The organism is Snodgrassella sp. B3088 (genome assembly GCF_026535815.1).
Classification (GTDB): Bacteria; Pseudomonadota; Gammaproteobacteria; order Burkholderiales; family Neisseriaceae; genus Snodgrassella; species Snodgrassella alvi_E.
This window is the reverse complement of the sequence record NZ_JAFNPG010000008.1, coordinates 47,002-59,893: the sequence shown is the minus strand read 5'-3', so window position 1 is coordinate 59,893 and position 12,892 is coordinate 47,002. Positions and strand designations below refer to the sequence as shown.

Below are 12,892 nucleotides of genomic sequence, written 5' to 3'. Positions count from 1 at the left end.
GAATGTTTGATATAGGTAGATTTTTAACTGCTATAACAAACTACCTTTTAACCAAGAAGCACTCTGCTCATGGCGTATTGTCCAGCGACAATCATTACCCAGCAGTCTAAGATCGACTGATTGCCATTCAGATTCATTCAATGCCTCATGATTTTCAGGAAGTTCGATTGCGTTTCTTGCGGATGAACCTAGAATCTTCGGCGCCTGATAATAAATAATTTCGTCTACTGCTTGGCTTGCCAGTAAAGCAGAATTCAAGGTCGCGCCCGTTTCCGCGAGAATCAAACCGATATTACGTTGAAGCAGTATCGGCCAAAGTTCGGAAAGTTCTATTTGTCCGTGCTGGTTTGGAGGAATGGTTACAACGGAAACATGGGGATATGGTGCAAAAACGGCCTGTTTAGCCTTGTCTCGGATTGTAGTCACAATTAGTGTTGGACTATTTGTATCCTGAATCACATGGAAAGCAGGAGTAATACGCAGCTGACTATCCAAAATAATACGTACTGGCTGGCGCAAGGTTGTAAACCTCCGCACATTCAGCAGCGGATCATCTGCAATAACGGTATTGATACCAGTTAAGACTGCACAGCTCTCAGCGCGCAATGTCTGAACATCATTACGAGCAGCATCACTTGTAATCCACTGGCTTTGCCCATTACTCAATGCAGTTTTACTATCAAGACTGGCTGCAATTTTTAGTCTGATATAAGGTTTGTTTCTTTCTTGTCTAGAAAGGAAACCTGGATTAAGTTCACGCGCCTGTAAGGTAAACAATCCACTTTCAACATTCACACCAGCTTGTTCCAGCATCTTTATACCCTTGCCACTGACCTGTGGATTAGGGTCTAGCATGGCCACAACAACGCGCTTAATACCTGCTTCTATCAACGCCTGTGCACAGGGCCCCGTTCTACCTGTATGACTGCAAGGCTCTAGTGTGACATATGCAGTAGCATCGTGAGCCAATGATCCAGCCTGTTTCAAAGCATTAACCTCAGCATGAGCTAAACCAGTTTGCACATGGAAACCCTCACCTACTATCTGCTCACCACGAGCAATGACACATCCAACACGGGGATTGGGAGAAGTAGAAAACCGCCCTTGCCAGGCCAGATCAAGGGCGGTTTGCATAAATTTTCTATCCAGCTCGGAAAAGCTCATCATTAACTATTCTGTAAATTAATTGTTTTCAAAGTAGCGGCAAGAGCATCATCAGAAGCACTATCGCTGCTGGCACAAACTGTATACAGATTTCCATTTGCCACTAATGCAACACAGCTTTCATTTAATAAAGTGCCGTTCTGCTGATGGCTGAAGCGGTAATTCATGCGGTTTTCAGTAGCAATTCCCAGCTTAACTTTGCTTATGGCTGCATTGTTTTTCAAGCTGTCTGCTAAGTTTTTAAAATATTCGTCTGGTTTAATTTTCATTACGCCCAGATTATTTACCGCCAGTGTAATATTGCTGCCATCATCGTGCTGCAATAATGTCAGATTCTTTACCTGACTCTGATCAACCCAGTCTGAGGCACTATCCAAAACATCAGTAAAATCACCATCCAACACAATGCTAACTTTGCCATCGTTACTGCTTAATGTTTGAGTAGAGGTTGCATTAGTCTCAGAAGCTTCACTGGCACTACTTGCTGCCTGAGTGTCGCTGGCATCAATCGTTACAGAGGTATCTTTCTGTTTACAAGCAGATAAACTCAGCAAAGCAATTGCAACCAGCAACCATAAACGAGATTTCAACATGATAAATTCAAGCTTTCATGACAAGGCATAATAGTTACAAAGTATAACAAGATTTAGCTGCCATTGCAGCGAACAGAAAGAAACACTATGAGAATTTATACTTCTAATTTTTCTTTTTTAAACTAGCGATGAGCTGTGTGAATTCTGAAACATCATGAAAACTTTTATATACCGATGCAAAACGGACATACGCTACTTCATCCAGTTTTGCCAGTAAGCCCAGTACCATATCTCCAATCATATGGCTGGGCACTTCTTTAATACCCATATGGTAAAGATTGGTTTCAATCTCTGCTACTGCATTCTCAATACTTTCTCTATCCATTGGCCGTTTATGTAATGCCCTACTTATACTGGTATAAAGTTTAGCAGGATCAAACAGCACTTTTTCACCTGTCCGCTTGATAATCAAAGGCATGCGCATTTCCACCACTTCCAGTGTACTAAAGCGGCTATCACAGGCAAGACAGCGGCGACGGCGACGAATACTATTATTACCTTCACTCAGACGGGTATCTATTACCTGTGTATTATGATGTTGACAAAAGGGACATTTCATATAAATGCAAATTGATAAAAAAGGAATTGAACAACTATTGTGGCAGGCACTACCAAGGCTGGCAAGCTTCTTTATATACAAAGTTAGTACAATTCGAACATGAAACGCTAACTTATCCACCTGTACACAAATTTCAGCGCAAAACTGCGGGTAAAATCTGGGGATAACTATAATATACTATTGTTTTTTAGAGAATATTTTTAATTGATTAAAAAATAGGCAATTTATAAATACCTACCAATATTAAGTGTATACAACAATCAAGAACGATATATTCACTGAGCTAAAATCATCTACATCAACCTGTGAAAACATAATAAACATTGAAATTAAAATTCACAAATAAACAAAGATGTGGAATGATTGATTAAATTTTTGATTTATCTAAAACAAAAAGAAAAAGTACCATTAATATATTTTGTAGATATTACAAAATTAATAGATATAATAATTGTGATTACAAAAAAAGATTACTGTAAAAAAGCTACTCAGTTAAATATTTACGCATCAGCAGGCAATTCACCGTAACCTCTTTATTAAGCGGCAAAGCACATTCTCCCAAAGAAACATAGCCATTGATTTCATAAAACTTTACAGAATTAAGCGATGCATACAGCTTCAGCATCCCTAAACCTGCACGAATGGCAACATTTTCAGCACGCTGCAACAAAGCCGTTCCTAACCCCTGATTATGTACAAACGGATGGATATACAATGCATCCAATTGTGCCTCAACAAGATCCATTTGAAAAAAACCCTGTATATGGCCTTTATAATCAACTACCCATAAAGCTTTATTTGTATCAGCCAGAGTATGTAAATAACTTTCAATATTTAATAATGATAACCAAGCTTTCAACACGGTTTCATCATACTTGCGTGCGCAAGTATATTGCACTGCATAGCGATGCGCATTGTAGATGTCTTCACAATCCTCCGCCCGTGCCGGACGCAAATAAGTAATAATACTCATAACAATTCTTTAAATTAGGTCTGCACTACGTAGATTTACTCATCAAATATTAAGATTTTATATCACACACACATAATTAAGCAAAACAACACCTTTCATTCATAATAAGCAGGTGATAGCATATAGATAAATATCATACAGCGACAGGTTATAACATCATGAATAAAAAAACTATTTATTTAGCTGGCGGTTGCTTTTGGGGTATGGAAGGCTATTTTAAAAGACTAAAAGGCGTGTTGCACACGGAAGCAGGTTATGCCAATGGACGTACTACTAATCCCAGTTACGAAGAAGTATGCAACCAAAATACCGGCCACGCCGAAACCATCAAACTTGAATACGATGCAGACATTCTGTCCTTAACAGATATTCTGCGACATTTTTTTCGAATCATTGACCCCACTACCCTAAACCGGCAGGCCCACGATGTAGGTACCCAGTACCGCAGTGGTATTTATTATGTTGATGCAGCTGATCGCAATATTATTCAGGCGGCCATCAAAGCTGAACAGGGTCGGTACACAGCACCAATTGTTGTGGAAAATCTGCCATTACAAAATTTTTTCCCGGCTGAAGAATATCATCAGGACTATCTGGATAAAAATCCACAGGGCTATTGCCATATTGATTTACAAAAAGCGCGTGAACCATTGCCCGAACTGCCTCAGCCAACTACTCCTACTCAAGCCTACAACCCTAATTCATTTCACAAACCCGATAATGCTGCTTTACATCAACAGTTAAGCGAAGAAGCCTATCAGGTAACACAGAATTCTGCTACCGAACGACCTTTTAGCCATCCCTATGATGAGCTGTTTGTTCCCGGTATTTACGTGGATATTGTAAGTGGAGAACCCTTATTCAGTTCGCGTGACAAATTCAATTCCGGCTGCGGCTGGCCCTCTTTTAGCCAGCCAATTCAATCAGAAGCCGTTAGTGAACATCATGATAACAGCCATGGTATGCAACGCACAGAGATACGTAGCCATCAGGCTGATTCGCATTTAGGACATGTATTCAATGATGGTCCGCAAGAACGGGGTGGTTTGCGCTACTGTATCAACGGCTCTAGCCTGCGCTTCATTCCATATGATGAAATGGAAGCAGCAGGCTATGGCGCTTATAAGGATATGGTCAAATAATATCTACCGTTTAGGCAGCACGGGTGCAATAGCCATGCTGCCTGATTAAAGATTTGAATATTACTGCTCATATCTAGAACCAAAGCAATATTTAACCGATATTATTTTGAAATTAAGAACCTACATCTCTCTATGCACTGATGCGGACAACAACGAATAATAAAAAATTACCTGAAAACGATCAAACAGGTATCATGTGAACTAACCAAACCTAAACCCATCAGGAACACCCCGTTATGCCATGGAATTTTCCGATATTGCTCACTTGGTTGCGTATCCTTATCATTCCTGTATTCACCCTCTTATTTTATTTGCCTACAGACTGGATCAGCGACCGTCAGATTATCAACTGGCTAGCGGCAGGCTTTTTTGCAGCCGCGGCCATTACTGACTGGTTTGATGGATATCTGGCACGCCGATGGGGGCAAACATCTAATTTTGGTGCTTTCCTTGACCCAGTTGCCGATAAACTAATGGTAGCTGTAGCCTTGATATTGCTAGTAGCAACCGGCCGCACATACGCTATATTTGCCATGATAATTATCGGGCGGGAAATCACCATTTCTGCTTTGCGTGAATGGATGGCCCAACTGGGTAAACGCAATAGTGTGGCAGTAGCCAAACTAGGCAAATTCAAAACCGCTGCTCAAATGGGTGCCATATTTATACTATTGATGACATCTCCCCCATTAGCAGAACCCAATCTGCTATGGAAAATTGGAAATATTCTGATGCTTGTGGCCTGCATTCTGACCATCTGGTCCATGCTGTATTATTTAAAAATGGCTACTAAAGAATTTAAATCTTAAAAAATCATAGTGAAAGCAAAAAAAAACAAGCAAGCTTCATTAATAGCCTTGACACAGATTTTTTCATCGATATAATGTTGCTTCTTCATTCAGTACGAATGANGCGGGAATAGCTCAGTTGGTAGAGCGCAACCTTGCCAAGGTTGAGGTCGCGAGTTCGAGACTCGTTTCCCGCTCCAAAAAAACATGCTCACATGTATAAAGTGAAATGCGGGAATAGCTCAGTTGGTAGAGCGCAACCTTGCCAAGGTTGAGGTCGCGAGTTCGAGACTCGTTTCCCGCTCCAAAAAACATGCTCACATGTATAAAGTGANGCGGGAATAGCTCAGTTGGTAGAGCGCAACCTTGCCAAGGTTGAGGTCGCGAGTTCGAGACTCGTTTCCCGCTCCAGATTTTGATTTAGTAGTTGCTCTACCCGATTGAGTAAATATTTAAGATTTAAGGCGGGATGGCAGAGTGGTCATGCAGCGGACTGCAAATCCGTGTACGCCGGTTCGATTCCGACTCCCGCCTCCAGATAATTTGAATAGTTTTATGGCGGGGTGGCAGAGTGACTATGCCACAGTGTGCAAAGCTGTGTAGGCCGGTTTAAATCCGTGCCCCCGCCTCCAACATAAAAATTAATACATCTTTTGTATTAATTTCCATCCGCCCGGGTGGTGAAATAGGTAGACACAACGGACTTAAAATCCGTCGGCTCTTAAAACGGCCGTGCCGGTTCGATTCCGGCTCCGGGCACCATTCTATACTCGCCTATACTCATAAATACACAAATTTGTACAAATGAGTTCAGACCTTAAATGTTTAAAACTGTTCAAATTTTTAATCCCATTTATAGCAGAATATAACATCTCCACAAAGAATTGGTACACAGCAAATTTTTTGATTATCTTCGTACAGTCTATTCAGTTACAGATTTGAGTGTGATATCAGCAGTTTTCTATGCAAACTTGAGAAAACAAACCAGTACTTAACTGTGATAATTAATCCAAATAATATTGCATCCAATGGTGTAAGCCTTTAATCAGTTCAGATATAGCTTGAGTTTTTTTTCTGATGTTGCTCAATCAAAGTACTCGAACTAAAACTTGAGTTTTAGGCATTACAAATATCAATCTTAATATACGTATTAACTTACTTTATTTTAAATTTTAATAAGCCGATGTGTGAGCTTAAGAAAAAGCCAAATCATTACATTATGCTCTATTAATTCCTCAGGCTAAAAAACCAAAAAATAATAAATAATACAAATAACACGTATTTCTAAGAATATCCGAAGCTTATCAATCACAAATTAGTCAAAAACACATGCGTTGTGAAAGTTAAAATATTTATTCCAAACATTCTAACCTGAAAATAGTAATAAACAGATAAGCTTTCGACATCAAGCTAGTTACAGACAGTATAATAACTTGATAAAAATTAAATAAATTCATCAATATAAAAATACATAATCAATAATATTAAAAAAATTTTATTCTGTTTATGCGTATTTTGTCCCTATATCATCTGGATTAATATTTAATAATTCAATCATTTTTGAGTCTAGCAGCTAATTTTAGAGCTTTTTATGTCACAAAAGTCACTACTGAGAGAAAGAAATAACTTAAAGAGCTACCCATGCAAAATATGCAGCAATTAAGTCTTAATTCAGCCTTGATATTATGATGTGATAAGAAAAACGTTATTGATCAAAATAAGCTGGTGTACCAAATTAATACATTTTGATGATTGATAATATAGCGCTTTTATCTGAGTGCCTATTAATTTATATTTATATCAATTTTTTATTGAAATTTGCAAAATTCATAGATTTTTATAAATATTTCAATACAGAAATCTGAATTTTTTCTCATTAGTTAAAATCTATTTTACAGTAGTTAGGCTTTAGATTATTACAGACCCATAGCTTGACGAATTAGCTGATTTTTAAGCGAATCTAAATTATTCACCATATTCATTCCCTGATTGCGCAACCAGCTTATTCCGGGTAAGTAATTATTGGCAAACAGTCTGAACAATCCATCACACCCCTGCTGCATTGTGCGCACTGCTAGTAAGCGGGAACGCTGATATTGTCTGAGCAAAGACCAGCTACCTAAATCATCGGCATGTGCCAGCAACTGACTGAGATATTCTACATCTGCGAAACCCAGATTAACACCTTGTCCAGCCAAAGGATGAACGGTATGTGCTGCATCACCAATCAAAGCTATACGCTGACTGATGATAGTCTGCGGCTGGCGCTTAATAAGGTCGAAAGCAAATACCGGAGTGATCGGGCATAATTCACCCAACTGATAATTGCCTGCTTCAGCTACTTTACAAGCAAAATCTTCACCATTCAGGTGTGAAAGCCTGTCTGCGGAAGCTGTAGACCAAACAATAGAAATTTGATGCCCTGGTAAAGGCAGATAAGCAAGAATATCGCCATGACTAAACCACTGGTAAGCGCAGCCGTGATGATATTTTTCTGTGTTGAAATTAGCTACCAAACCTTGCTGCTGGTACGGTGAAACGTTTACTGTAATACCTGCCTGCTGCCGGAGCCACGATTGAGCACCATCAGCACCTATGATTAACTGACTGAGATAAGAAGAGCCATTTCCCAATGTAAGCTGTGCAGACCAGACGTCAGTGCTTATCATTTTGGGCTTACTTTGCACAATGGTTACATCAGTCTCTACCAAAGCAAGCCATATTCTGGCTAGCAAATAGCGGTTTTCCAGCATGTAATTCAGATAAGGTACTTTTACGCTGGCTGCATCAAAACTGATATGCCCGTTGGTGTCGCCATATACTTCCATACGGCTTACTGGCTGTACCCTCTCGGCAGGCCATACACCTAATTTATTTAAAAGCTGTTGGTTGGCTGGGCTAATTGCATAGATACGCGCATCCCATGATTGAGTCAGACTGGTCAGGTTGGTTGTTGGTGGTGCTTTTTCTACTAGTAATACACTTTTGCCCTGCTGCTGCAATATGAGTGCCAATGTTGCTCCAATTAGCCCACCACCGAGAACAATGATGTCAAAATCTGTTTGCTGCTTATGCTGCATTTTACGTCCTTAGCATGCCAATATTCTTATTCAGCAAAATCTGTGAAGGATGAATTCAGACCATAAACCAATTGTTTGGTAAATGACTGTCTGAACGCTGGTATAGCACCCAGAATACTCATCCCTAAACTCTGGCCGTAAGCCAGACCACTATGGGCGTGATCAAACAGTTGAACCAAAGCATGTGTGAAACCTACAACCGCATTCGCATCATAAGCACGTGCTTGTGCATAGTTTCGTGCCAAAATATCATTATCCAGTCTTGCAATATCAAATGAGCCGAATACTACACTTAGTGTTTCTGCATCACGTACACCCAAATTCAGCCCCTGAGCAGCCACGGGATGCATGGTCTGAGCTGCATTACCGATACAGATTACCCGCTGGCTGTAAACACGGCTAAGCTGCCGCAATTGTAGTGGAAAAGTTGCCACATTGCCTATCTGACAAAGCCGGCCAAGACGGTTTCCCAGCACCGTTTGTAACTGCTGATTCATCGTATCCAAATCCATCTGCTGGCGTTGTTTTGCTTCCTGCGGCGTACATGTCCATACCAAACGAAAATCATTTGCATACGGCAATAATGCCAATGGACCGTTAAGGGTGAAACGTTCATAAGCAACAGATTGATTGGGTAATTCAAATTTAAGAGTACTGACCAAGGCCTGTTGCTGATAATCGTAGCTGCGTATCTGAATATCAGGTAAGTCTGCGGCCAAATTACCGCCCTCAGCGAGAATTAGCCATTGCGCAGTAAATATGCGTGTCTGAAACTGGCTCTGGCACTGGATAGAAGCCCAATGTGGCGTTGTATGTATTTTTTCTACCTTAGTCTGCCATTGTACGGGAACCCGAAGTTTAGTCAGTGCTTGTTCACAGGCCTGAACCAATTTCACATAATCAATGGTGGCACCGAGATAAGGCAGATTTATATCCTGAGCTGACAACAGTACTCGACCAAAATGATGCTGCCGCGAGACGTGCACCTTCTGAATGAAAGTAAAAACATCGTCTGGGAGTTCTACTCCAGCATGACGAAATATTTGAATACTGTGATACGACAAAGCCAGTGTACGCTGATCGGTCAATCTGCTGCCAGCGGCACGAGCCTCAAGCAATAATACAGATTTTCCCTGTTGCTGCAACATCAGGGCTGCAAGCATACCCACCGGACCAGCACCGATAATCACAATCGGATAATGTGACAATGGTTGCATGATGCACCCTTTTACAATCAGAAAAACAGATTCTAACGTAATTTACCACTCGATAAAGTAAAAACAGCCATATAAGCATTATCCCTATCTGTACTTGGCATAGATTTTAGTGCAGCAGATTTTTTCTGCTCATTACACATGTGTTTTCTATGGCAGATAAAGCTAATTATCTTATTGATAAATTGAAGTTATGGTCTGGTTTTTTCTTTATTACTAGGAAATGATTATTGTCTACTCGCTTTGCACATGTGCTCAAGGCTAATTAGGTTTAGCCTTTTTTCGCATCAGTACACCACCTATCAGCATAGCCAGCAGTTGAGCGCTAATCAATGTGACTGCTGTCATAAACCAGCCACCACTTTCAAAAGCATGGCCACAAACCAGTGAACCCGTAAAACCACCAGCATAGTAACACATGTAATATAACCCAGAAGCCAATGAGCGGCCTTCTGTGACATTAGCAGATATATAAGTGATGGTGGAAGACTGAGTAATAAAAATACCACTACTCATCACGGCAAGTGCCAAAACAATCATCCACAATGGATGCAATAATGTTAATAATACGCCGAAAATCGACAAACTCATGGCCATTAATACAGTTAGATTAGTTCCAAATTTGATAATCAGACGAGCTGACAACGGCGTAATAATCATACCTATTAAATACACCGCAAATATATTGGCCAGTTGCGAGCTTGAAAGATTATAAGGTGGCTGATCCAAATACAGATTAATATAAGTGAAACATCCAACCAATGAAAACAGTACACAAAAACCTAGTGCACACGCTGCAAGAACGTAACGATTGTGCAGATGATGCCAGAGAGTCTTCATTGCGGTTGAAACCTGTGGCTTAGCTTCAAACTTTTTGGATGCTGGCAAGTTGCGCCAAACCAGTATGCCCCCCAGCAAACTGATGATACCCATTATCATAAATGCATGTCGCCAGCCGATAAATTCAGTGAGATAACCCATCAAAAACCGGCCAAGAAAGCCACCAAGCACTGTACCGGAAACAAAGAAACTCATTAGCCTGATGCGCGGATTGCCACTGAATTCTTCGCCTATATAAGCCAGCAATACTACAGTGATACCGGGAACAGCCAACCCTTGTACAAATCGCAGCCACCAAAGCCAGCTGATGCTATGCACAAAAGACAGCGCCAGTGTTGGGATAGCGATAAATATGATTGAACCAACAATAAACATCTTGCGTCCGAAAGCATCTGAAATCATACCCAGAAATGGAGACATCAATGCGACTGCCAGTATAGTAGCGCCTACGGTTGAGCCTACAGTAGCAGCACTGGCATGAAACTCCTGCATTAGCACAGGCAATATGGACTGCACAGAATAGACTTGCACAAAAGCCAGGGCCCCGATGAGTAATACGGTAAATATGAGAGCAAGATTTAGTTTAGGTTTGGCTAAAGCCGCAGATAAGTCAGACATAATCGATTAAAACTATTCAACTTCACTTATCAATCATGTGAAATCATCAAGATAGGTGAAGCAAAGGGTTATGAATAATGTTTTTTAACCTGAGTTAAATTTTGTGGAATGGTAATTATACCCTTTATATGAAATATTGCTTTTCTGCTTTTCAATAGGTTTGAGAACAACTTTGGATTTTTAGCAGTAATAATTTCACGCATGATAGTAAATAAATTTTCATTCAATAAATATTTTTTTTCATTACATTTAGACTAAATCACTTCAACAACTTTAAAAAGATATTGCTTATATTGGTGTCGTAAGACAAATAGATGTTTTTCAAATGCACAGGTATGGTAATTTTAAATTCATTTATTATAATTATGAGTTGCACTTGTATTACTTGTAAAAATAGAACGAAATATTAATCAAACCTTGATGTATATAACTTAACTTTGAAACTTTACACTAAAATATTCATTTTCAGTTATCACAAATAGCTGACTACATTTTTTTATATTATTAAAGTAGATAGATAAACAAAAATCATTCAGAATAACTAGTATTAAAATTAAATTAATGTCAAAATAAACTTTTTTATGTAATAAAATGCAATTTTGCATCACTCATAAACTTTAACTTTAATCTATGTTTCGCTGCCTGTTGCATCAATGCGGCAGTAATCCTCAGGATCCTTGCATTATGGCAATAAGTTTTTTAGATAAAACCGACCTAAAAATCCTGCAAGTTTTACAAGACAACGGTCGTCTTACCAATGTAGAGCTGTCCGAGCGTGTGGCACTATCGCCCTCACCTTGCCTGCGCCGGCTAAAGCAGCTTGAAGAATCAGGAATCATCCGTCGCTATGCTGCGCTACTAGACCCAAACCACGTTGCACTTGGATTACAGGCTTTTATTCATGTTAGTGTAAACAAGAATAAACAAAAACGAGATGAATTTACTCAAGCAGTGCAAAATTGGCCGCACGTTCTAAACTGTTTTGCCTTAACCGGCGAATCAGATTATATTCTTCAAGCTTTTTTTTCCGATATGAATGCTTTCTCACATTTTGTGTTGGAAACATTGCTGGCCACACCAGGGGTGGAAGATGCCAAATCTAGTTTCGTTCTGAGAGAAATCAAGGCAACGACTTCTTTACCACTGGAACACCTGAATATCAGTTAGTATATGAAAAAAACGATGAGCCAGGCACAATCTGATTAATCAATTATTTCTAAATGTTAAAACAGTTAATATAAAGGCAATATCGAGATTTATGTCTGCCAATGTCTATTCTGATGATGATATCTCCGCCATTTGCCAGCAATGGCTAGAACGGGCAGTAATCGGCCTGAATCTTTGCCCTTTTGCTCGCAGACCATACCAGCTACACAGACTGCGCTTCAGTATCAGCCATGCTAGACATACTGATGCATTTCTTGATTTGCTAGAAAACGAATTACGCCTTTTATTACAGACACCAGCCACTGAAATTGAAACCACATTAGTTATTGAACCAAAATTATTCGCTGATTTTGAGGTTTTCCTCGACGTAGTGGCTCTTGCCGAACAAGTTTTAGAAGATATTGATGCCACAGGCACCATTCAGATAGCACCATTCCATCCAAATTTTCAGTTTGCTGATGAACAAGCTGAAGACATTACCAATTATACAAATCGAAGCCCATATCCAATACTGCATCTGATTAGAGAGAGCAGTATAGATCAAGCTGTGGCCGCCTTTCCTGATGCAGGATCCATTTATGAACGCAACAAAACATTATTGCGCACGATGGGTACGGAAGGATGGTCTAGCCTCGGCATAAAGTATCCGCTACAAAAAAAGCACTGAACAGAGATTACATTTATATAGGCCAGAAGAATATAGGTTAACTAAAGCGCGTCGGTTACAATCTATAGACAACACATCTTAAATATC

Annotated in this window: 10 protein-coding genes, 6 tRNA genes and 1 pseudogene; 10 read left to right on the top strand and 7 right to left on the bottom strand. The window is 39.8% G+C overall.

All coding sequences use genetic code 11. The annotated features are described in order from the left end of the window. Positions 1 to 30: 30 nt before the first annotated feature. From ribD to J3U75_RS06265, 4 genes are all read right to left on the bottom strand, one after another. On the bottom strand, positions 31 to 1,167 hold the full coding sequence (gene ribD, locus J3U75_RS06280) for a bifunctional diaminohydroxyphosphoribosylaminopyrimidine deaminase/5-amino-6-(5-phosphoribosylamino)uracil reductase RibD (protein ID WP_267391082.1): 1,137 nt from the start codon (positions 1,165 to 1,167) through the stop codon (positions 31 to 33). After that, the gene (locus J3U75_RS06275; protein WP_267391080.1) at positions 1,167 to 1,757 is read right to left on the bottom strand and encodes a cytochrome C; all 591 of its coding nucleotides are present in this window, start codon (positions 1,755 to 1,757) and stop codon (positions 1,167 to 1,169) included. The genes ribD and J3U75_RS06275 overlap by 1 nt, the downstream gene beginning before the upstream one ends. A gap of 103 nt (positions 1,758 to 1,860) precedes the next feature. Continuing rightward, complete coding sequence (nrdR, locus tag J3U75_RS06270) at positions 1,861 to 2,316, bottom strand: transcriptional regulator NrdR (protein ID WP_100141320.1); 456 nt, start codon at positions 2,314 to 2,316, stop codon at positions 1,861 to 1,863. A 484-nt stretch (positions 2,317 to 2,800) separates the two neighbouring features. Continuing rightward, positions 2,801 to 3,289 (bottom strand): GNAT family N-acetyltransferase, encoded by a 489-nt coding sequence (locus J3U75_RS06265; RefSeq protein ID WP_100141321.1) that lies wholly within the window; start codon positions 3,287 to 3,289, stop codon positions 2,801 to 2,803. A gap of 155 nt (positions 3,290 to 3,444) precedes the next feature. On the opposite strand from J3U75_RS06265, the pseudogene msrAB reads away from it, so the two are divergent. The 8 genes and pseudogenes from msrAB to J3U75_RS06225 all read left to right on the top strand — a co-directional run. Continuing rightward, positions 3,445 to 4,431: pseudogene (gene msrAB, locus J3U75_RS06260) on the top strand (bifunctional peptide-methionine (S)-S-oxide reductase MsrA/peptide-methionine (R)-S-oxide reductase MsrB); the annotation flags it as partial. A gap of 236 nt (positions 4,432 to 4,667) precedes the next feature. Further along, complete coding sequence (gene pgsA / locus J3U75_RS06255; RefSeq protein ID WP_100141323.1) at positions 4,668 to 5,240, top strand: CDP-diacylglycerol--glycerol-3-phosphate 3-phosphatidyltransferase; 573 nt, start codon at positions 4,668 to 4,670, stop codon at positions 5,238 to 5,240. Between the two features lie 103 nt (positions 5,241 to 5,343). Further along, positions 5,344 to 5,419, top strand: a tRNA-Gly gene (locus J3U75_RS06250). Between the two features lie 31 nt (positions 5,420 to 5,450). Then, positions 5,451 to 5,526: transfer RNA gene (locus J3U75_RS06245), tRNA-Gly, on the top strand. Between the two features lie 28 nt (positions 5,527 to 5,554). After that, positions 5,555 to 5,630 (top strand) — tRNA-Gly (locus tag J3U75_RS06240). A 52-nt stretch (positions 5,631 to 5,682) separates the two neighbouring features. Beyond that, a tRNA-Cys gene (locus tag J3U75_RS06235) sits at positions 5,683 to 5,756 on the top strand. Positions 5,757 to 5,776: 20 nt separating this feature from the next. Continuing rightward, positions 5,777 to 5,851: transfer RNA gene (locus J3U75_RS06230), tRNA-Cys, on the top strand. Positions 5,852 to 5,890: 39 nt separating this feature from the next. Next, positions 5,891 to 5,981 (top strand) — tRNA-Leu (locus J3U75_RS06225). Positions 5,982 to 7,135: 1,154 nt separating this feature from the next. Here J3U75_RS06225 and J3U75_RS06220 read toward each other — a convergent pair. The 3 genes from J3U75_RS06220 to J3U75_RS06210 all read right to left on the bottom strand — a co-directional run bounded on the left by J3U75_RS06220 (position 7,136) and on the right by J3U75_RS06210 (position 10,971). Next, complete coding sequence (locus J3U75_RS06220; protein ID WP_267391076.1) at positions 7,136 to 8,299, bottom strand: FAD-dependent monooxygenase; 1,164 nt, start codon at positions 8,297 to 8,299, stop codon at positions 7,136 to 7,138. A gap of 26 nt (positions 8,300 to 8,325) precedes the next feature. Next, positions 8,326 to 9,516 (bottom strand): FAD-dependent monooxygenase, encoded by a 1,191-nt coding sequence (locus J3U75_RS06215; RefSeq protein ID WP_267391075.1) that lies wholly within the window; start codon positions 9,514 to 9,516, stop codon positions 8,326 to 8,328. Between the two features lie 258 nt (positions 9,517 to 9,774). Then, positions 9,775 to 10,971, bottom strand: a complete 1,197-nt coding sequence (locus J3U75_RS06210; protein ID WP_267391074.1) for an MFS transporter — start codon at positions 10,969 to 10,971, stop codon at positions 9,775 to 9,777. A gap of 684 nt (positions 10,972 to 11,655) precedes the next feature. On the opposite strand from J3U75_RS06210, the gene J3U75_RS06205 reads away from it, so the two are divergent. Both J3U75_RS06205 and J3U75_RS06200 read left to right on the top strand, forming a co-directional pair. Beyond that, positions 11,656 to 12,138: an Lrp/AsnC family transcriptional regulator gene (locus J3U75_RS06205; RefSeq protein WP_100141327.1), complete on the top strand. Its 483-nt coding sequence runs from the start codon at positions 11,656 to 11,658 to the stop codon at positions 12,136 to 12,138. A 91-nt stretch (positions 12,139 to 12,229) separates the two neighbouring features. Then, entirely contained in the window at positions 12,230 to 12,805 is a 576-nt protein-coding gene (locus tag J3U75_RS06200) for a DUF1415 domain-containing protein (RefSeq protein ID WP_267391071.1), read from the top strand. Positions 12,806 to 12,892: the final 87 nt, after the last annotated feature.